This window comes from Candidatus Methylomirabilota bacterium (genome assembly GCA_035764725.1).
In the GTDB taxonomy this organism is placed as follows: Bacteria; Methylomirabilota; Methylomirabilia; order Rokubacteriales; family CSP1-6; genus DASRWT01.
In genome coordinates, this window is sequence record DASTYT010000098.1 from 1 (window position 1) to 19,195 (window position 19,195).

Here is a 19,195-nt window from a genome sequence, read left to right on the forward strand (position 1 = left end):
CACCGAAGAGCTGCGTGAGATGATCCTGCGCAACGCCCCCACCGCGGAGATCCGCGAGATGGCGCTGTCGCAGGGCATGAAGACCCTCCGGCAGAACGCGCTCCAGAAGGTCCTCGACGGCGTCACCACCATCGAGGAAGTGCTGCGGGTGACGGTGAGCTAACGCTCGCACGCTCGGGCCGTCGTGGGCGACCGCGCGCCGAGCAGACAGAGGACACGAGGACACCATGGCCGCGACGATGCACGACCTCTTGACGATCATGATCGACCGTGGGGCGTCCGATCTGCACATCACCACCGGGACCTACCCGCAGATCCGCCAGAACGGCAAGCTCCAGCCGCTCACCGAGTTCGAGCAGCTGACGCCCCAGGACAGCCAGCGCCTCGCCTACAGCGTGCTCAACGAGGGCCAGAAGCAGAAGTTCGAGGAGGAGAACGAGCTCGATCTCTCCTTCGGCATCCAGGGCCTCGCGCGCTTCCGGTGCAACGTCTACCGTCAGCGCGGCGCGGTGGCCGCGGCCATCCGCGTCATCCCCATCAAGATCCGGACGTTCGGCGAGCTGAACCTCCCGTCGATCGTCGAGCAGATGGCCGAGCGCCCGAAGGGCTTGGTGCTCGTGACCGGCCCCACCGGCTCGGGTAAGTCCACGACGCTCGCCGCGATGATCGACAAGATCAACTCGGAGCGCAGCGAGCACATCATGACCATCGAGGACCCGATCGAGTTCGTCCACCAGCACAAGCGGTGTCTCGTCAACCAGCGCGAGGTCTTCTCGGACACGCAGTCGTTCAAGAACGCGCTGAAGTCCATCCTCCGCCAGGACCCGGACGTCGTGCTCGTCGGTGAGATGCGCGACCTCGAGACGATCGCGGCCGCCCTGACCATCGCGGAGACCGGTCACCTCACCCTGGGCACCCTCCACACGAACTCCTGCGCGCAGACCATGAACCGGATCATCGACGTGTTCCCCACGAGCCAGCAGGCGCAGGTACGCGCCCAGCTCTCGCTGGTGCTGGAGGGCGTCCTCTCGCAGCAACTCATCCCCACCGCCGACGGCCGCGGCCGCGCGATGGCGCTCGAGATCATGGTCACCACCCCCGCCATCCGGAACCTCATCCGCGAGGAGAAGATCCACCAGATCTATTCCTCGATGCAGGCGGGTCAGAAGTTCGGCATGCAGACGATGAATCAGGCGCTCGTCGATCTGATACTGAAGCGCCGCATCTCCAGAGAGGAAGCGTTGAACCGCAGCACGCTACCCGAGGAGCTCGAGCAGCTGCTGAAGTCAGCGGGCGCGGGAGCGCCCGCCCCGGCGCCCGCGGTGGGCGCGGCCAGCGGCGGCTCGCCGTTCGGGCGGCGGTAGGGCCCGCACCGAGGAGGGAGATTCGGAATGCCAACGTTCACCTACACCGGACGAGGCACCCGGGGCATCATCAACGGGGAGATCGACGCGGCCGACCGCACCACGGCCGTCGGCGAGCTTCGCAACCGCGCGATCCTCGTGACCAAAATCAGCGAGAAGGCGGGCGGCAAGACCGTCGTGAAGTTCGGCGGTAAGGTCAGCGACAAGGAGCTGGCCATCTTCACTCGCCAGTTCTCGACCATGGTCGACGCGGGCCTGCCCCTCGTGCAGTGTCTGAACATCCTCGCCGAGCAGAGCGAGTCGAAGACGCTGCGGGGCGTCACCGCGAACGTGGCGCGCCAGGTTGAGGCCGGCTCCACCCTCGCCGACGCTCTCCGGCGCCACCCGCGTACCTTCGACGACCTCTTCACGAACCTCGTCCAGGTCGGTGAGACGGGCGGTATCCTCGATACCGTCCTCCAGCGCCTGTCGCAGTACATCGAAAAAGCGGCCGCGTTGAAGAGAAAAGTCAAGGCGGCCATGATCTATCCGGCCACAATCATCGGCGTGGCCTTCCTCGTCGTCATCTTCATGCTGACCTTCGTCATCCCGACCTTCGCGGCGATGTTCAAGGGTCTAGGCGCGGAGCTCCCGCTGCCGACGCAGATCGTCCTCTGGTGCTCCGACTTCGTCCGCGGCTACATCCTGCTCATCATCGCCGCCATCGCCGGCGCGGTGTACATGCTGCGGCGCTACTACAAGACCGAGAATGGCAAGTCCGCCATCGACGCCCTCCTGCTCAAGCTCCCGATCTTCGGTACCCTGATCCGGAAGGTGGCGGTGGCCCGGTTCACCCGGACCTTCGGGACCCTGGTCTCGTCAGGCGTGCCTATCCTCGAGGGCCTGCGCATCACCGCGAGGACCGCGGGCAACAAGGTCGTGGAGAAGGCGGTCATGCAGTGCCGCGCCGCGGTCACCGCGGGTAAGACCCTCGCCGAGCCCCTCAAGGCCTCGGGCGTGTTCCCGCCCATGGTGACGCAGATGATCTCGGTCGGTGAGCAGACGGGTGCGCTCGACGCCATGCTCGGGAAGATCGCCGACTTCTACGACGACGAGGTGGATACCGCGGTGGGCGCCCTCACCGCCCTCCTCGAGCCTCTGATGATCGTCATCCTCGGCGTGATCATCGGTGGTCTCGTGGTGGCGATGTATCTGCCGATCTTCCGGCTGGTCACGCTCATCAAGTAGCCGACCGTGCCGCTGTCAGGGCCGAGATCAGGCCTCCGCGGGCTGGGCTGGGCTCGGCTCCTGATGGCGGCGCTCGTGCTCGGAGCCGCGCTGTGGCTCCGCTACGCGGGCGCCTTCCCGTTCCCGCTCCCGCTCTTCCTCCTCGCCACGCTGGGGACCGCCCTGTCCTCGGTGCCGCTCATCACCGGCTGGGCCGACGCCTGGGGCGGCCGCCACTTCGCGTGGCTCCTCGTGGCCCTGGATTCGGTGCTCGTCACCGCCATCGTCACCACGAGCGGCGGCCCGCGGTCGCTGTTCACCTTCCTCTACGTCCTCGGCGTGATGGAGGGCTGCTTCCTGCTCTCGCGGCTGGGCGGCCTGGTGGTGGCCGGCCTCTCGAGCCTGCTCTACGTGGGCCTCGTGGTCGGGCGCACCATCCTGCCCCTCTCCTCCCTCCTCGAGCCGGGCGAGTCCACCGCCCTCGAGGTGCTCTCGGTGTTCCTCAACGCGGGCGTGCTGCTCGTGAGCGCGATCGTGGCCGGCTCCATGGCCGAGCGCTACCAGCTCGCCCAGGCGAGCCTGGAGGCCCAACAGCGGCACCTCTCGGACGTTCAGGCGTTCCGCGACCTCATCTTCCAGTCGGTCGGCACCGGGCTCATCGCGGTGGGGCCGGACGGCCGCATCACCGCCTTCAACCGCGCGGCCGAGGCCATCACCGGCCTGCCCGCCGATGCCGCGCTAGGTGAGCCATTTCCGCGCGTCTTCGGCGAAGAAGTCGATCTCGAGCGCGTGCGCTCGGCGGTGAGCGCGCGCGAGGGCCAGTCCCAGCGCTACGAGATCCACCTCCGCCGCCGCGATGGCCGTTCGGTGCCCGTGGGCATCTCGTTCTGGCTGCTGCGCTCGGGGGAAGGCGACGCGATCGGGCTCATCGGCGTGTGCCAGGATCTCTCGTCGATCAAGCAGATGGAAGAGCGCATGCGCCAGGCCGACCGGCTCGCCGCGCTCGGCCGGATGTCCGCCAACATCGCCCACGAGATCCGCAATCCGCTGGCGTCGGTGTCAGGCGCCATCGAGGTGCTCGCGCGCGATATTCCGTCCGATCCCACGCGCGATCGGCTCGTCGAGATCGTGCTGAGCGAGTCGGCGCGGCTCAACCACCTCATCTCGGACTTCCTCGAGTACGCGCGGCCGGCGCCCCTTGTCCCCACCGAGATCAACGCGACCAAGGTGCTCGACGACGTCGTGGTGCTGCTCGAGCACCGCCACCTACCCGACAATCTCAAGGTCATCCGCGAGTACGGCGAAACCCTGATGGTCCGCGCCGACCCCCAGCAGCTGCGCCAGGCCATCTGGAACCTCTGCCTCAACGCGGTACAGTCGATGCCGTCGGGGGGTGAGCTCCGCGTGGGCGGCCGCGTGGTCGGAGGGGAGGGACGCGCCGGCCGCGTGCAGATCTGGATCGGGGACACCGGCTCCGGCATCGCCGAAACGGACCTCCCGCACATCTTCGAACCCTTCTACTCGACCAAGCCGGAAGGGAGCGGCCTGGGCCTCGCCATGGTCTATCGGGTGGTCCAGGAGCACGGCGGAGACATCGACGTGCGCAGCGCCCCGCGTGGGGGGACGACCTTCACGCTCGGCTTGCCGGGCGTCGCGGCGGCGTAGCGTGATGCGAGGGCTCTCGGGGCCCTGCATGCTAGGCTAGGAGCGGCGAACCCCATGAGCGACGCGCGAGTGCTGGTGGTGGACGACGAGAAGAGCATGCGGGATCTCCTGGCGATCTCGCTCGAGAAGCAGCACTTCGAGGTGACGGTGGCGGACGGCGGCGAGGCCGCCATCGAGACCCTGCGGCGCGAGACGTTCGACGTGGTGATCACCGACCTCCGCATGCCCAATGCGGACGGTCTCCAGGTCCTCCGCGCCGCCAAGGAAGCGTCGTTGGAGTCGGTGGTCATCGTGATCACCGCCGTCGGGTCGACGGAGACCGCGGTCGAGGCGATGAAGCTCGGCGCCTACGACTACATCACCAAGCCGTTCAAGCTCGACGAGATCAATCTGATCATCCGGCGCGCCCTCGAGCGCAAGCGCCTCCGCGACGAGAACCTCTACCTCCGTAAGCAGCTCGAAACCCAGCACCGCTTCGACAACATCGTCGGCAAGAGCGCGCGCATGGGCGAGGTCTTCGAGACGATCCGGAAGATCGCGGACAGCCCGTCGACCGCGATGATCACGGGCGAGAGCGGCACCGGCAAGGAGCTGGTCGCGCGGGCCATCCACTTCAACGGCGGCCGCTCCAGCAAGCCCTTCATCTCCGTCAATTGCGGGGCCATTCCCGAGGCGCTGATGGAGTCGGAGCTCTTCGGGCACGTGAAGGGCGCGTTCACGGGCGCGGTGGCCAACAAGATCGGTCTCTTCTCCGCGGCCGACGGCGGCACCCTCTTCCTCGACGAGATCACCGAGATCCCGCCCCTTCTCCAGGTGAAGCTCCTGCGGGCTATCCAGGAGCGCGAGATCCGGCGGGTGGGCGAGACTCGTGACCTCAAGGTCGACGTACGCCTGATCGCGGCGTCGAATCGCGACCTCGAGCAGGCGGTCGCGGAGGGCGTGCTGCGCGAGGACCTCTTCTACCGGCTGAACGTCATCCCGATCCAGCTTCCTCCGCTGCGCGAGCGGCGAGAAGACATCCCGCTGCTGGTCACCCACTTCATCCAGAAGTTCGGCAAGCAGCTCGGCAAGGAGGTCCGCGGGATCACGCCGGAAGGGCTGGCCGTCCTCGAGCGCCATCACTGGCCAGGGAACATCCGCGAGCTCGAGAACGTGCTCGAGCGCGCCATTGTCCTCGGAGCGAGCGACACTCTCGGCGTCGAGTCCCTGCCGGAATCCGTGCGGCGCGAGCGGCCCGTCAAGGGCATGGACGTGGATCTCCCCGAGGAGGGCATGGACCTCGAAGCGGCGCTGGACGCTCTCGAGCGGCGCTACCTTCAGCGTGCACTGGAGCGGAGCCGCGGAGTCCAGACCAAGGCGGCCGAGCTCCTTCGGATGACCTTCCGCCAGTTCCGCTACAAGCTCCAGAAGCACAACATGGCGCGCCGGGGATCGCCTCAGGAGGAGTGACAATTCACGTATTTCGGCTGACAGGATCCGTCAGATCTTTCCTCGAACCCATGGTGCTCACACGTAGCGAAAAATCTTTCGCAGCGAACAAAATCAACGAGATACGCCTCGGAGTCCTGCGGTATCCCGTGGATTCTCACGCGTCGAAGTGGGTTCCTTCTCGATTTCGGACCGCAATGGACGGTGGCACCCCCCGTGCATTCTCACAAGCTCGGCCGGCGCTGATCGCCGGCTGCACCTCAACCACGAGCGACACATAACGGGGGAAACAAAAAAATGTTTAGCTTCTGGCACAGGAAGCGGACGGTGCTGGGCAACCAGCGCGGCTTCACGCTCATCGAGCTGATGATCGTGGTGGCCATCATCGGAATCCTCGCGGCCATCGCGATTCCGCTGTACGCGAACATCCAGGCCCGTGCCCGTATCGCCAAGGCGCAGGCCGACTCCCGGACTCTCGCCTCCGCGGTGAGCATGTACTCCGCGCACATGGGCACGCTGCCGAACGCGCTCTCGGACCTGAACTCGGTGGCCACGAACAGCCTGGGGCAGACTGCTGGTCCGTTCATGGCCTCCACGCCCGCGGCGCCTGCTGGCTGGACGGCGTACGGGTATAGCTCGACCGCGGCGGGGGTGTTCACGATCTCGGCGTCCGGCGACTCGACCACCGTCAGCCTGCCGTAACGACATTCACGCACAGCAGGGGGAGGGGCGAAAGCCCCTCCCCCATATCGATATAGAGGAGAGAAGAGAATGTTGGCCTTCTGGCAGCGAAAGCGGAAGATGCTGGGCACCCAGCGCGGCTTCACGCTTATCGAGCTGATGATCGTGGTGGCCATCATCGGCATTCTCGCGGCCATCGCGATTCCGCTGTATGCGAACATCCAGGCCCGCGCACGGATCGCCAAGGCGCAGGCCGACGCCCGTACGCTCGCTTCGGCGGTGAGCATGTACTTCGCCCATATGGGCACGCTACCGCCCGATCTCACGGCCCTGAACTCGGCGCTCACCAACAGCCTGGGGCAGACCGCCGGCCCCTTCATGCCTTCCACGCCGCCGGCCCCCGCCGGCTGGACGGCGTATGCCTACAGTTCGACCGCGTCCGGGACATTCAACGTTTCGACCGCGGGTGACTCGACCACCGTCAGCCTGCCGTAATGACGTTCACGCAGACCTGGGGGAGGGGCGAGAGCCCCTCCCCCGTAAAACTTCGCGCCTGGGCGAGCGCGTCGTACGATCGCTCCAGGCCGATCGAGACCTCCACCCACTCATCCAGGGGAGATTAAGCATGCTGGCCTTCTGGAACAAGAAGCGGACGATGCTGGGCACCCAGCGCGGCTTCACGCTCATCGAGCTGATGATCGTGGTGGCCATCATCGGTATCCTCGCGGCCATCGCGATCCCGCTGTACGCGAACATCCAGGCCCGTGCCCGTATCGCCAAGGCGCAGGCCGACGCCCGCACGCTCGCCTCCGCGGTGAGCATGTACTCCGCGCACATGGGCACGCTGCCGAATGCGCTCTCGGACCTGAACTCGGTGGCCACGAACAGCCTGGGGCAGACCGCCGGTCCGTTCATGGCCTCGACGCCGCCCTCGCCGGCTGGCTGGACGGCGTATGGCTATAGCTCGGCTGCGGCCGGGACGTTCACGATCTCGGCGTCCGGCGACTCGACGACCGTCAGCCTGCCGTAGTTACCTTCAGGCACACCAAGGGGGAGGAGCGAGCGCTCCTCCCCCCTTTTTTTGGTCCTCCGCGCCTCAGTTCGGGACGATGGCCGCGCGCGTCACGTGCCCCTTGTCCTGCTGGGTGAAGGCCTCGTTGATCTCCTCCAGCGGGAACTTGTGAGAGACGACGCGGCCCCATGGGTACTTCGTGAGGGTGCGGCGCATGAGGTCGAGCGCGCCGCGGAGATGCTCCGCCTCGTAGTGGGCGAGACCGATGATGCGGCGGTTGCCGAAGATGATCCACGAGGGATCGAACTCGGCCTTCCATCCCACGTTGATGTTGCCCACCTCGAGGTAGGTGCCCTCGGGCGCGGTCATCCGCAGGCCCTCGTCCACCACGCCGGGATGGCCGACCAGCTCGAGCACGACGTCACCGCCCCAGCCGTCGGTGAGCTTCTTCACGCGTTCGATGCGCTCCGCGGGTGTCGAGTCGCGCCGCATGTCCACCACGTCGGTGGCACCGAACTGCTTGGCCAGCTCGAGGCGCTCGTCGATCCCGTCGATGACGATGACCTGGCTGGCGCCCATCTCGCGCGCCACCGCGCAGGCGTAGACGCCGAGCCCGCCCGCGCCCTGCACGACCACGGTCTGGCCGGCGCGGAGCGCGGCGATGTCGAGCCCCGCGTACACCTGGGTGTACGCGCAGTTGATGCCCGCGGCCATCTCGTCGGTGATCTCAGAGCCGAGCTTGAATACCGCGTGATTGGGCCGGAGGTAGAAGTACTGGCCGAAGCCGCCCTGAAAGTGCGGCCACACCTCGCAGGATACGAGCCAGTTGGCCTGCCGCACCGGGCACGACTTGAACTGGCGGCGCAGGCACGCCTTGCACCGCCCACACGGGAAGAAGTAGCGGTACAGCACGCGATCGCCCACGACGAGAGGCTGGCCCGCGGTGTCGGTGGTGACGCCGGGGCCGAGCTTGGCCACCGTGCCCACGTGCTCGTGGCCGGTGTTGAGCGGCAGCGGGCGGCCCATCTTCTTGTAGTCCTGCTCGCCGCGCCAGTAGTGCATATCCGAGCCGCACACGTTGGCGAGGGCGATCTTGATGAGCATGGCGCCCGGCTCGGGCTCGGGCACGGGGTACTCACGGATCTCGAACGGGGTGCCGGTGCCGTGGAAGACGGCGAGACGCGCGGTGTCGGGCATGGGGTGCTCCTCTCTAGTAGCCTTCGCCGAGCAGCGGGAAGGCGCTGGTCGCGTGGGGGAGACCGACGGGTGTGGCGGGGCGGAGATAGCTGGGGTCGAGCTGCGAGAGCTTCGTGACGCCGAGTAGGCCCATGGCGATGCGTACCTCCTCCTCGAGGAGCTCGAGCGTGCGGACCAGGCCGGGCGCCCCCGCGGCGGCGAGGCCGCAGCAGGGCAGGCGGCCGAGACCGACGACCTGGGCACCGAGGGCGATCGCCTTCACCACGTCGGTCCCGCGGTAGTAGCCGCCATCCACGAAGATGGTGGCGCGCCCGCCCACCGCCGCCACCACCTCGGGCAGCACGTCGGTGCTGCCCGCGCCGTGATCCAGCTGGCGCCCGCCGTGATTGGACACGTACACGCCGTCCACGCCGTGCTCCACGGCGATGGTCGCGTCCTCCGCGGTGGCGATGCCCTTGAGGATGAGCGGGATGGAGTGCCGGTCCTTGAAGCGCTTGACCTGCTCCCACGACAGCGCCGCCTGGAAGTCCACCCCGGTGACGTTCTGGCGCCACGGCTTCACGAAGCGACGGGCGAGGTCGCGCTCCCGCCGGCTGTACATGGCGGTGTCCACCGTCATGCAGAACGCGGCGTAGCCGTGGTTGATCGCGCGCTTGACGTGATCGTCCACGAACTGGTCGTCGCCGCGCACGTAGAGCTGGAAGATGCGAAAGTTGTCCGCGGCGGCCGCGGTGGCCTCGAGACCAGGGTTGCACGCGGAGGAGAGCATCTGGGGCACGCCGAACTCGCCCGAGCCGATGGCGGCGGTGGCGCCGCCGCCCGGCGCGAACGACTCGATGGAGCCGATGGGCGCCAGCATCACCGGCAGACGCACCCGGCGGCCGAAGAGGGTGGAGGACGGATCCACCCCGCGCACGTCCCGGAGCACGCGCGGACGGAAGGCGAGAGAGTCCAGCGCCTGCCGGTTGCGGCGCAGCGTAGTCTCGGTCTCGGTGCCGCCCATGAGGTAATCCCACGGACCCGGCGCCAGGTTGTGCCGCGCCGCCTTGACGATCTCGTGCAGGGTCTGGAACCGCTCGGCCAGATTCGACGTCATGACTCTCCTCGATGCAGGCGGTCTGGATCGGAGAAAGGGTGATCCCAGAAGCGCGCGGCCGTCGCCACGGAGAGCTCGATGTCCTCCTCGAGGAGGTAGCCGGCCCGGGCGAGGAGGACGGCGGCCTCCCGCACGCGTGAGAGGTAGTCCGCGCGGGATGCATAGCGTTCCTCGAGAGAAGGCCGGGGATCGCCGGAGGCCTCGCGCTCCGCGCGGGTGCGCGGGAAGGGCAGCGTCGCGCCGCCGAACACGAGGAGCTGCTCGGCTCCGCCGATATCGGGATGCCGGAGCGTCCAGCCCGTGTGGGTCGCCACCGGCACCGTCAGCTCGGGCAGCACGATTCCCGCGACCTCGTTGCCGTCGGCGTCCACCGCGGAGACGAGCGAGCCGAAGGCGCGGCCCGGCTTCGGCGGCAGCGTCGCCCAGTCGAGGCGGCGCGGCTTGGCGTGGTGCGGGAGGTAGTGCGCGTGAGGAATGGCGGCGAACACGTGGGCCAGCCGCTCCGGCGGCACCGCGGTGCCATCGGCGAGGCGCGGGTGCTGGCTCGGCGGCGGCTCCACGTCCTCGGTGACCCAGCGGTCGAGATTCACGAGGCCGGCGCGGAGCAGCGGGGAGTAGTCCACGATCCCGCGGAGATTCTGGGATTTGTCGACCGCGCCGGTGGGGTCGGCGGGCGCGATCTGGATGTCACTGGGCGGCCAGATCCCGAGGCCATGCTCGGTGCCGGCGTAGTGGTACACGCGCACGTTGGGGCCGTGGGCCATGTCGCGCTCGCCGTCGGGGTCCGTGTGCACCAGCGAGGCGTCGCCGCGGTGATACTCGGCCGACGTGTTGGTATAGAAGGCGCGCAGGCGGCTGCCGCGCGCGTCCAGCCGCGCGTGAAGGGCATCCTTCATGCCGGTGTCCCGGTCCGTTGCCGGCTGATCGGAGAACGGGAAGAGATGCATCATCATGTGGTTGCGGTCCTTTGAGTTCTGGCCGAAGCGCTGGTTGAACTCGCCTCGCATCCCGCCCGCCACGTTGGCGAAGATCCCGTCGAAGGCTTCGCGCCCCGCCTCGTCGAGGTTCAGATCCTCGTAGGCGAACGTGCGCAGGAGCCGGCCCGTTTGCGACCGCCCATACGCGTAAGCCCAACGTATGATGCCGGGCGCCGGGTTGCCCTCGGCGGCGCTGCCGTGCTTGAGCCACGACACCGCCTCGCGCAGCGCCGCCATCGAGAGGCCCAGCACCGGCGCGCCCTCGGCGGTGTAGGCGATCTGGTAGAGTCGCCCCTTGGCGAAGCCGCCGTCGAGGTGGATGTGGCGCGGATCGGGAATCACGCGCCCACTCTCCATTCGGGCAAAGCGCCATTGTTCGCGCGGGATGACCTCCGCCGGCCCGTCGGGCTGGTCGCGCACGGTCAGGAGCGCGTCGCGCTCGTCGAGATCCGCGGCGCGATAGGCGAGGTGGCCGCGGTCGGACAGCAGGAAATCGGACACGTCGCGCGCTGACTGGAGCTGCGTGTAGACGCGGCCGCGGAGCGGACGGCCCTCGACGTCGCGCGCCTCCGGGGCCTGCATGCGGTGGAGGCCGGCGATCTCGGGCACGTCGCACTGCCAGCCGCACGAGATCACCACCCAGCCGCGCTTCATGAGAAAGCCGTCGCCCACGTCGATGGGCGGGTTCGGGTCGGCGCCGGGGACGAAGGCCGGCCGGGTAGCGCGGTTGAAGTTCGGCACCGCGACGGTGTTGCCGCGATTGACGACGTCGAGCAGGACGCGTCCGCTGCACCGCGCCCGATTCACGGGCAGCAGGATCGACACGTCGCTCCACCATTCGACGCGGCCGGCCGCGCTGCGCGGGGCCAGCTCCACGTCGGTGATGCGCCGGTTGGCGGCGTGGAGGGGATCGACGGCGAAGTGCAGCCGCCCCTTGAGCTCCTCGTAGGGCCCGACGTCACCGCCCGCGCCGCGGAACGGCGCGCCGCCGGCGAGAGGCCGCCGCATCATCACCTCGAAGCGGGTCACCGCCATGGAAGGTCCTCAGTCGGCGCCGACGAGACGGGGCAGGACCTGGCCGATCGAGCCACGCAGGACGACGTCGGCGAGATCGTCCATGGCGGTGGGCTCGGCATTGAGGATGATGAGGCGCGCGCCCGCCTCCCTGGCCACCGGCACCACGCCGGCGATGGGGAACACGGCGAGCGTAGTGCCCACGGCGAGGAGGAGATCGCAGCGCTCGGCCGCGCGCTGGGCGCGCTCGAGGTCGTCGCGGACCAGCGCCTGGCCGAACGAGATCGTCGCGGACTTCAAGATGCCGCCGCAGGAGCGGCACGCGGGATCGGCCTCGCCCGCGCGCACGCGCGCCAGCGCCCGCTCCATCGGCGCGCGCTCGTTGCAGGAGAGACACACGACTTCTCGCATGGTCCCGTGGATCTCCACGATGCGGGCGGGATCGGAGCCCGCCTTCGCGTGGAGGCCGTCCACGTTCTGCGTGATCAGGATGTCGAGCTTGCCGCGGCGCTCGAGGAACACCAGCGCGCGGTGGCCGGCGTTTGGCTCGGCGGTCCAGGCGGGCGACTCGAGGCGGCTCTGCCAGGCGCGCTTACGCACCTCGGGATCCGCCACGTAGTGCTGGATCGTCGCCATCTTCTCGGCCTTGGGATCGCGCGTCCACACGCCTTGCGGCCCGCGGAAGTCGGGAATTCCGGACTCGGTGGAGATGCCTGCGCCGGTGAGGACGACAATTCGGTGAGCCGCGTCGATGATGTCGCGTGCAGCGCCCTCCTCGCTCCGCTCGGAACCCATCATGTATCCGCTCGGCTCGCCTTCGGCTGCGCCTCGCCAGGCGCCTCGCCGAGGCACTCGGCAAGGAGCTCGAGGGCGGCGCGGGTGAAGGCCCACATGTTGGCCTCGCGGTCGCTGCGGCGCGTCTCGATCGTCCGCGCGCGCTCCACCGGGCCCACCACCGCTATGCAGGTGTGGCCGGCGGCGTCGCCATAACGGTTGCCGGTGGGGCCGGCGGCGCCGGTCTCCCCAACCGCCCACGTGGTGCCCAGGCGCTCGCGAATCGTCCGCGCGTTGATGAGCGCCGAGGCTTCGGTGCTGGAGCGGACGCCCTTCACCGCCTCGTCGGGCAAGGTCAGCAGCGCGCGGCGAGCCCCCTGGGTGTAGATGACGCCGCCGCCCATGAAGTACTTCGAGGCGCCGGGGATGGACAGAAGCGCGGCCGCGATGAGCCCCCCGGTGGAGGACTCGGACACCGCCACCGTGTCCCCGCGCGCGACGAGGCGCGCGGCGACGGGCGCGGCGAGGCTGGAGAGGAGCTCGGGCACGGCGCCGAGGATAGCACGGGCGCGGCCCCCTTGCCGGGCCCGGGGCGCGCGCCTATCATGGCTCCCTCGCATCCATCGACCACTCTGTGGAGGCCATCATGGGTCAGCTGGACGGCAAGGTCGCCATCGTCACAGGCTCGGGACGAGGGATCGGCAGGGAAGTGGCGCTGCGCCTCGCGCGCGACGGCGCCAATATCGTGGTGAACGATCTCGACGACGAGCCGGCGCGGGAGACCATCGCCCTCGTGGAGAAGCTGGGACGCAAGGCGGTGGCCTGCGTGGGCAACGTCACCGCGACGGACTTCGGCGATCGCATCGTCGAGACCGCGGTGAAGCAGCTCGGCGGCGTCCACGTGATCGTGAACAACGCCGGGTACACGTGGGACAACGTGATCCAGAAGATGACCGACGAGCAGTGGTACGCGATCATCGACGTGCACGTCACTGCGCCCTTCCGCATCCTCCGCGCCTTCGCCAACTACCTCCGGCCCGTGGTCGAGGCCGAAGCAAAGAGCGGTCAGAGAATAGTCCGGAAGATCGTCAACGTGTCGTCCACCTCCGGGACCAACGGGAACGCGGGCCAGGTCAACTACTCCGCGGGCAAGGCGGCGATGGTCGGCGTCACCAAGACGCTGGCGAAGGAGTGGGGCCGCTACAACGTGACGGTGAACTGCGTGGCCTTCGGGTACATCCAGACCCGCCTCACCCAGCCCCTCGCCGAGGGCGAGGCCGGGACCATCGAGGTGGACGGGCGCAAAGTGCGGGTGGGGGTGCAGGGCACGCGCATCGCGGCCATGAACCAGACCATTCCGCTCGGGCGTGGGGGCACGCCCGCGGAGGCGGCCGGCGCGATCTATCTCTTTTGCAGCCCGGATTCGGACTACGTCAGCGGGCAGACCCTGGTCGTCACCGGAGGCCTCTGATGGCGCGCAAGCCTGCGCTCAGCCTGGCCGCGGTGCCCGGCCGTCGCCGCGCCACGCTGGAGCTGGCCCAGCGGATCGAGCAGGAAGGTTACGCCGGGATCTATTGCCCGAGCATGAACGATGGGCTGGCGTTGTGTGAGGCCATCGCGCAGGTGACCCGGACCATCCCATTCGGGACCAGCATCGCGAACATCTACACCCGGCACGCGTATGACTTCGCGGGCACCGCCGCCTTCGTCCACGAGCTGTCAGGCGGACGGTTCCGCTTCGGCATCGGGGTAAGCCACGGGCCGGCGCACCAGCGCCTGGGGGTGAGGCCGGGCAAGCCGCTCGAGGACATCCGGAAGTTCGTGGCCGACCTTCGGGACGGCGGCAAGACCGCCGGAGAGCTCCCGCCCGTCGTGCTGGCGACGCTACGCCAGAAGATGGTGGCGCTTTCCGCCGAGATCGCCGAGGGCGCGGTGTGGGCCAATGCCGCGCGCTCGCACATGGCGACGTCGCTGAAGCACCTGCCGGAAGCGAGGCGGAAGGATCCCAAGTTCTTCATCGGCAACATGGTGCCCACCGTGGTGGCGGAGGACCGCGCCGCCGCGGCCGCAGTGAACCGGAAGACCCTGGTGAACTACGTCAAGCTGCCGAACTACCAGAACTACTGGATCGAGGCGGGCTTCGAGGAGGAGATGACGGCGATCCGCAAGGCCATCGCGGCCCGCGAGGACGACCGCATCCCGTCGCTCATGTCCGACCGCTGGCTCCGCGAGGTCACGCTCTACGGCACCGCCGCGGACGTGCGGGAGGGGATCGAGGCCTGGTACGCCACCGGCATCAACACCTTGATCGTGGTGCCCTCGTCCACCCGCGGCGGCCAGATGGTCGCCTTCCAGGAAGTCATGGAGGCTCTGCGATAGATGAGCGCCCCCGGCGTCGACGTCTCCCGACTCAGCATGCCGCTCAACGAGGCCATCTTCACCCAGCGGGCGATCCGCCGCTTCAAGCCCGATCCCATCCCGATGGCGGACCTCCGCCTGATCATCGAGGCGGCGGTGCGCGCGCCCAACGGCGGCAATCAGCAGGTCGGCCGCCTTCTCGTCCTCACCGATCGGGCCATCATCCGCGAGTTCGGCGCGCTCTACCGGGAGGCGTGGTGGGCCAAGCGCTGGGACGACCACAAGTGGACGAAGCCCGAGGACATCCCTCCCGACAACAAGAACTATCGCTCGGCCATGGGCCTCGCCGACTCCATGAAGGACGCGCCCTGCGTCGTGCTGGCCTTCTCCACCGGCTCGGGCGGCGCCAACTCGGTGATCCCCGCAGTGCAGAATCTCATGCTCGCCGCGCGCGCGCTCGGCATCGGCTCGGTGCCGACGACGCTCCACGCCAAGGTGATGGAGCGCGTGAACGCCCTCCTCGGCATTCCCAAGGACGCCACGTTCCAGTTTTGCGTGCCGCTCGGCTATCCGCAGGGCTCGTTCGGCCCCAATAACCGCAAGCCGACGTCGGAGACCACGTTCCTCAACCGCTGGAACGGCGCGGTGCCCTGGAAGTAGCGACGGGCGCTAGCGAGGCGTTGCTCCGGTCGCCGACCGTCGGGCCCGCCGGCGCAGCGCGCCGAGTATCCCCAGGGCGAGGAGACCGGTCGCCTCGAGCTCGACGGTCGCGGGCTCGGGCACCTTCTCGCCCTCCAGGGAGAAGACCGCGTTGAAGGCCGGAGGCGTCGTCCCGCCGACGATATCCATGCCCACGCGCAGCCAGTCCGGGTCCAGGAAGGCGTCTCGCGTCCAGCTCTGGAGATCCGGGTTGTTGGGGGTGCCCGGCGGCACGATCGGCCTCTGCGCGGACAGCCAGAGGAAGTCGCCCGAGTCGAGCTGCACCTGAGGCACGAAGAAGTAATGATCCCCGGGCAGCAGGAACGGGGTCGTGAAGGTCACGTCGAATTCCACTTCCTGTCCGGTCTGCTGCCCATTGCCTCCGGTCGTCTGGCCGGGAGACGGGTGAATGCCGCCGGGGGTCACACTATTGGAGGCCGTGAAGCTCTGAGCCAGCACCTGCGTGCTGAACGTGAGCGTGTTGCTCGCGAAGTCGCGGGTGTCGAAGGCGACATCGGAGGGCGAGTTGTTCCGCGTCGGCACGTGGCCGGACGGCGGCACCGTCGAGTCTAGCGGGAAGACGCGATAGATTTCGACCCCCACGTTTTGCACCGAGGCGCCCAACGGGACGAGCCCGGTGAAGGTCGCGCTATTGATCCGCACGGCCGTGTGCGCGATGAAGTCGTCGGCCGACTCGATCTCGAACTGGGAGCCATTCTCGGGACGGCTCGCCGTCGCCATCTGGCCGTCGGGGCCGTTGGTGCTGAAGCTGAAGGGTGTGGCGTTCGCCGTGCCCGCGATGAGGAATGCTGCCGCGATCGCCGAGCCTATCCCATACCGAAGATTCCTACCCATCCTCCGCCTCCCGCGGTGACTGCGTTGTCGAATCCGGGAGTCGGTGTCCGGGGCACCGGCCGACGATAGGAGGGCAGCAAGCGCGATGCCCGTTGCGCGAAGCGCGTGATGTCGGAAAGTTGCAGTACGGCCGAAACCGCAGGCGTGCGCGATTGTAAAGGCCGCCGACAGCGGTCAGCGTGAGAACGAAAGCTTTGAGACCCTCGTGGGAGGCCACGAAGCTCGCCGAAACGTGAGCTCGCTCGGCCGACGCGTCACGGGATGACGTGGTCCGCGCGGCGGAGTAGGCCCGGCGGGATGGTGAGCCCGAGCGTGCGCGCGGTCTTCAGGTTGATCACGAGCTCGAACTTCATCGCCGGCTCAACCGGAAGATCGCCGGGGCTCGCGCCGCTGAAGATGCGGTGAATGTAGCCGGCGGCACGGTGATAGAGATCTCGGCGGTCGGTGCCGTAGGACATGAGGCCGCCCTCTTCCACGAACTCCCGGAGCCCATGCATGGAGGGCAGCCGGCTGGTGGCGGCGAACTCGAGGATGCGCGCCCGGTACGCGACGGTGAAGGCATCCTCCACCGTGATGAGCGCGTCGATCTTTCGGTACAGCGCGGACTCGAACACCGTCTCGAGTGGGTCGGCGCGCTGGAGGTCGAGATGCTCGATGCGCACGCCCAGGTCCCTGGCGACCCGCTCGGTATCCTTGGCGACGAGGGGGGCGCGGAGATCACCCGGATTCCAGAGCACGCCGATCCGCGAAGCCGCCGGCAGGGCCTCCTTGAGGAGGCGCAGCCGCTCGCCCCCCAGCTCGATCGGCGCCGTCGCGTAGAGCCCCGTGATGTTCCCGCCCGGGCGGGACAGGTTCGGCACGAGCCCCTCGAACACGGGATGGCTGCTGGATGCCATGACGATGGGGATGCTCTGCGTCGCCCGCCCCGCCGCGAACGTCGCCGGCGCGCCCCGGGTCACGATCACGTCCACATTGAGCTGCACCAGCTCGACAGCGAGATCGCTGAATCGCTCGGGCCGGCCGTCGGCCGAGCGGTATTCGAACACGAAGCTCTGCCCCTCGACATAGCCGAGCATGGCGAGTCCGTGACGAAGCGCGCCGAGATTGTCCGCGTTGGCGGCGGCATCCACGCTATCGAGCACGCCGATCCGGTAGAGCTTGCCGGCCGGCTGAGCGTCGGCGGTGAGAGGCGCGGTGAGGAGACCGGCGAAGAGGGCGGCGAGGAGCCGACCCCTCACTCGATGACCTGGTCGGCGCGGAGCAGGACCGGGCGCGGGACCGTGACGCCGAGCGCCTCGGCGGTCATCGTCATCCCTTCTCCCGCGCTAGCGCGATCACGCGGGCCAGGGTGGCCAGCCGCTCGTCGAGCGAGCGGCCGGCGGGCTCGACCCGAAGCGTCGTGACGCCGGCGTCGCGGTAGGCGGCGATGCGCGCGCGGACCATGGCCTCGGTCCCGAGCAGGTTGGTCTTGAGCGCCATCTCGTCGGGCACGCGCGCGGCGGCATCCTCACGCTTGCCCGCGAGCCAGAGGCGCTGCACCTCGGCCGCCACGTCCTCGTAGCCGGCGCGGCGGAAGGCGTCGTTGTAGAAGTTGTGGCGGGCCGAGCCCATGGCGCCGAGCGTGAAGGCCAGACCCGGCTTGCGCTCCGAGACGAGGCGCTCCACGTCGTCGCTGAACGCGGCGACGCCGCCCGCCTGGAGGTCCAGATCCGTGAGCTTGCGGCCCGCGCGCGCCGCCCCCGCCGCGAGGGAGTCGAAGAACACGCGCGCGTGCTCGGGCATGAAGGAGGTGCCCAGCCAGCCGTCCGCGATCTCGCCGGTGAGCTCGAGGCTCTTCGGCGCGAGCGTGGCGAGATAGATCGGAATCGGTGGCACCGGCGGCGCGCCCGAGCGGAGCGCCTTGCCCTCGCCGCCGGGGAGCGGCACCGCGTAGATCGTGCCGCGATAGGCGACGCGCTCGCCGCGCGCGGCCATGCGCACGATGTCGATGATCTCGCGCATGCGCTGCACGGGCCGGTCGAAGCGGATGCCATGCCAACCCTCGATGACCTGGGGGCCGCTGACGCCGAGCCCCAGGACGAACCGATGGTTGGACATCGCGGAGAGGCTCATGGCCGTCATCGCCACCAGCGCCGGCGTGCGTGTGCCGGCCTGCATGATGCCGGTACCGAGGCGGAGCCGCGTGGTACGCGCGGCCAGGAAGGCGAGCGGCGTGACGGCGTCGTGGCCCCATGCCTCCGCCGACCAGACATCGTCGACGCCGAGACGCTCGGCCTCGACCACGTAGTCCGCCGCCTCGGACCAGTTCTCGGTGGCGAGCCGCTTGGAGATGGCGATGCGCATACGCGCGGCTCAGCTCACCACGGCCGCGATCTGCTTGAGCTGGCCGGCATGGTCGAGATCGTGGACGCGCATGAAGAGGAGCGTCTCGCGCCAGTTCAGCGGCCCGAAGAACGGGTGTTCCACGGTGCCGTCGAGATGGCCCTGAGGATCGGCGGTGAGCGCGCGGGCGAAGAGCTCGGCGCGGTCTCGCTCGAGGATGTCCAGCCATTCCTCGGCAGGGAGGAGCGGCGCGTCCTGGTTGCCGCGGCCGGCGGGCCGCGCGGGCAGCGGCCGGCCCGCGGAGAGCGCCATGATCGCGCCGCCGAAGTAGCGGCCGGCCGCGACCACGTGGGCCATCACCTCGTTGCCGCTCCAGTCGTCGGGCCCGGGCCGCTGCGTGAAGCGGCCGGGCGGCACCAGGCCGGCGGCGGCCCGCAGCTCGCGCATCGCGGCCTGCACCTTCTCCACGATCTCCGCGGGCGTGAGCTTGGCCCCTTGCGCCTGGAGGTAGCCGCGGATGCGCTGCTGCTCGGCGTTCACGGCCGCG

At 68.9% G+C, this 19,195-nt stretch carries 19 protein-coding genes; 10 read left to right on the forward strand and 9 right to left on the reverse strand.

The genetic code is table 11. The annotated features are described in order from the left end of the window. The first annotated feature begins 227 nt into the window (after positions 1–227). The 7 genes from VFX14_15430 (at position 228) to VFX14_15460 (ending at position 7,374) form a co-directional block, all read left to right on the forward strand. A complete protein-coding gene (locus tag VFX14_15430) occupies positions 228–1,364 on the forward strand; it encodes a type IV pilus twitching motility protein PilT (GenBank protein ID HEU5191075.1) in 1,137 nt (378 codons plus the stop codon). Between the two features lie 27 nt (positions 1,365–1,391). Further along, positions 1,392–2,591, forward strand: a complete 1,200-nt coding sequence (locus tag VFX14_15435; GenBank protein ID HEU5191076.1) for a type II secretion system F family protein — start codon at positions 1,392–1,394, stop codon at positions 2,589–2,591. 6 nt (positions 2,592–2,597) lie between these two features. Beyond that, positions 2,598–4,235 carry an ATP-binding protein gene (locus VFX14_15440; GenBank protein HEU5191077.1) on the forward strand — a complete coding sequence of 546 codons (1,638 nt, stop codon included), beginning with the start codon at positions 2,598–2,600 and terminating at the stop codon, positions 4,233–4,235. Positions 4,236–4,289: 54 nt separating this feature from the next. Beyond that, on the forward strand, positions 4,290–5,684 hold the full coding sequence (locus VFX14_15445; protein ID HEU5191078.1) for a sigma-54 dependent transcriptional regulator: 1,395 nt from the start codon (positions 4,290–4,292) through the stop codon (positions 5,682–5,684). Between the two features lie 276 nt (positions 5,685–5,960). Continuing rightward, on the forward strand, positions 5,961–6,365 hold the full coding sequence (locus VFX14_15450; GenBank protein HEU5191079.1) for a prepilin-type N-terminal cleavage/methylation domain-containing protein: 405 nt from the start codon (positions 5,961–5,963) through the stop codon (positions 6,363–6,365). A 69-nt stretch (positions 6,366–6,434) separates the two neighbouring features. Next, positions 6,435–6,839 carry a prepilin-type N-terminal cleavage/methylation domain-containing protein gene (locus VFX14_15455; protein ID HEU5191080.1) on the forward strand — a complete coding sequence of 135 codons (405 nt, stop codon included), beginning with the start codon at positions 6,435–6,437 and terminating at the stop codon, positions 6,837–6,839. 130 nt (positions 6,840–6,969) lie between these two features. Then, a complete protein-coding gene (locus tag VFX14_15460) occupies positions 6,970–7,374 on the forward strand; it encodes a prepilin-type N-terminal cleavage/methylation domain-containing protein (GenBank protein ID HEU5191081.1) in 405 nt (134 codons plus the stop codon). A 66-nt stretch (positions 7,375–7,440) separates the two neighbouring features. Here VFX14_15460 and VFX14_15465 read toward each other — a convergent pair whose 3' ends face one another. The 5 genes from VFX14_15465 to VFX14_15485 are packed head-to-tail and all read right to left on the reverse strand — an operon-like array spanning position 7,441 to position 12,962. Beyond that, a complete protein-coding gene (locus VFX14_15465; GenBank protein HEU5191082.1) occupies positions 7,441–8,553 on the reverse strand; it encodes a zinc-binding dehydrogenase in 1,113 nt (370 codons plus the stop codon). A gap of 13 nt (positions 8,554–8,566) precedes the next feature. Next, the gene (locus VFX14_15470) at positions 8,567–9,649 is read right to left on the reverse strand and encodes an alpha-hydroxy acid oxidase (protein HEU5191083.1); all 1,083 of its coding nucleotides are present in this window, start codon (positions 9,647–9,649) and stop codon (positions 8,567–8,569) included. Further along, a complete protein-coding gene (locus VFX14_15475; protein ID HEU5191084.1) occupies positions 9,646–11,661 on the reverse strand; it encodes an alpha/beta hydrolase domain-containing protein in 2,016 nt (671 codons plus the stop codon). The genes VFX14_15470 and VFX14_15475 overlap by 4 nt, the downstream gene beginning before the upstream one ends. A 9-nt stretch (positions 11,662–11,670) precedes the next feature. Then, positions 11,671–12,435 (reverse strand): Sir2 family NAD-dependent protein deacetylase, encoded by a 765-nt coding sequence (locus tag VFX14_15480; protein ID HEU5191085.1) that lies wholly within the window; start codon positions 12,433–12,435, stop codon positions 11,671–11,673. Continuing rightward, positions 12,435–12,962 carry a CinA family protein gene (locus VFX14_15485; GenBank protein ID HEU5191086.1) on the reverse strand — a complete coding sequence of 176 codons (528 nt, stop codon included), beginning with the start codon at positions 12,960–12,962 and terminating at the stop codon, positions 12,435–12,437. The genes VFX14_15480 and VFX14_15485 overlap by 1 nt, the downstream gene beginning before the upstream one ends. A gap of 95 nt (positions 12,963–13,057) precedes the next feature. Between VFX14_15485 and VFX14_15490 the strand changes: the two genes are divergently transcribed. From VFX14_15490 to VFX14_15500, 3 genes are read left to right on the forward strand one after another with little or no spacing between them, the layout of a single operon-like run. Continuing rightward, on the forward strand, positions 13,058–13,885 hold the full coding sequence (locus tag VFX14_15490) for an SDR family NAD(P)-dependent oxidoreductase (protein ID HEU5191087.1): 828 nt from the start codon (positions 13,058–13,060) through the stop codon (positions 13,883–13,885). After that, entirely contained in the window at positions 13,885–14,793 is a 909-nt protein-coding gene (locus tag VFX14_15495; GenBank protein ID HEU5191088.1) for an LLM class flavin-dependent oxidoreductase, read from the forward strand. Before VFX14_15490 ends, VFX14_15495 begins: the two co-directional genes overlap by 1 nt. Beyond that, complete coding sequence (locus VFX14_15500; protein ID HEU5191089.1) at positions 14,794–15,432, forward strand: nitroreductase family protein; 639 nt, start codon at positions 14,794–14,796, stop codon at positions 15,430–15,432. 9 nt (positions 15,433–15,441) lie between these two features. On the opposite strand, the gene VFX14_15505 is transcribed toward VFX14_15500, so the two are convergent. From VFX14_15505 to VFX14_15520, 4 genes are all read right to left on the reverse strand, one after another. Further along, on the reverse strand, positions 15,442–16,326 hold the full coding sequence (locus tag VFX14_15505; GenBank protein ID HEU5191090.1) for a PEP-CTERM sorting domain-containing protein: 885 nt from the start codon (positions 16,324–16,326) through the stop codon (positions 15,442–15,444). A 254-nt stretch (positions 16,327–16,580) separates the two neighbouring features. Next, positions 16,581–17,564: an ABC transporter substrate-binding protein gene (locus tag VFX14_15510; GenBank protein HEU5191091.1), complete on the reverse strand. Its 984-nt coding sequence runs from the start codon at positions 17,562–17,564 to the stop codon at positions 16,581–16,583. Positions 17,565–17,634: 70 nt separating this feature from the next. Further along, positions 17,635–18,669, reverse strand: coding sequence for an LLM class F420-dependent oxidoreductase (locus tag VFX14_15515; protein HEU5191092.1), 1,035 nt, complete (start codon positions 18,667–18,669; stop codon positions 17,635–17,637). Positions 18,670–18,678: 9 nt separating this feature from the next. Continuing rightward, positions 18,679–19,188, reverse strand: coding sequence for a DinB family protein (locus VFX14_15520; GenBank protein HEU5191093.1), 510 nt, complete (start codon positions 19,186–19,188; stop codon positions 18,679–18,681). Positions 19,189–19,195: the final 7 nt, after the last annotated feature.

Excerpts from the sequence above, each read along its gene's own strand:
- VFX14_15430 (HEU5191075.1), top strand. The coding sequence starts at position 228 with ATGGCCGCGACGATGCACGACCTCTTGACGATCATGATCGACCGTGGG.
- VFX14_15435 (HEU5191076.1), top strand. The coding sequence starts at position 1,392 with ATGCCAACGTTCACCTACACCGGACGAGGCACCCGGGGCATCATCAAC.
- VFX14_15445 (HEU5191078.1), top strand. The coding sequence starts at position 4,290 with ATGAGCGACGCGCGAGTGCTGGTGGTGGACGACGAGAAGAGCATGCGG.
- VFX14_15450 (HEU5191079.1), top strand. The coding sequence starts at position 5,961 with ATGTTTAGCTTCTGGCACAGGAAGCGGACGGTGCTGGGCAACCAGCGC.
- VFX14_15455 (HEU5191080.1), top strand. The coding sequence starts at position 6,435 with ATGTTGGCCTTCTGGCAGCGAAAGCGGAAGATGCTGGGCACCCAGCGC.
- VFX14_15460 (HEU5191081.1), top strand. The coding sequence starts at position 6,970 with ATGCTGGCCTTCTGGAACAAGAAGCGGACGATGCTGGGCACCCAGCGC.
- VFX14_15465 (HEU5191082.1), bottom strand. The coding sequence starts at position 8,553 with ATGCCCGACACCGCGCGTCTCGCCGTCTTCCACGGCACCGGCACCCCG.
- VFX14_15470 (HEU5191083.1), bottom strand. The coding sequence starts at position 9,649 with ATGACGTCGAATCTGGCCGAGCGGTTCCAGACCCTGCACGAGATCGTC.
- VFX14_15475 (HEU5191084.1), bottom strand. The coding sequence starts at position 11,661 with ATGGCGGTGACCCGCTTCGAGGTGATGATGCGGCGGCCTCTCGCCGGC.
- VFX14_15480 (HEU5191085.1), bottom strand. The coding sequence starts at position 12,435 with ATGGGTTCCGAGCGGAGCGAGGAGGGCGCTGCACGCGACATCATCGAC.
- VFX14_15495 (HEU5191088.1), top strand. The coding sequence starts at position 13,885 with ATGGCGCGCAAGCCTGCGCTCAGCCTGGCCGCGGTGCCCGGCCGTCGC.
- VFX14_15500 (HEU5191089.1), top strand. The coding sequence starts at position 14,794 with ATGAGCGCCCCCGGCGTCGACGTCTCCCGACTCAGCATGCCGCTCAAC.
- VFX14_15505 (HEU5191090.1), bottom strand. The coding sequence starts at position 16,326 with ATGGGTAGGAATCTTCGGTATGGGATAGGCTCGGCGATCGCGGCAGCA.
- VFX14_15515 (HEU5191092.1), bottom strand. The coding sequence starts at position 18,669 with ATGCGCATCGCCATCTCCAAGCGGCTCGCCACCGAGAACTGGTCCGAG.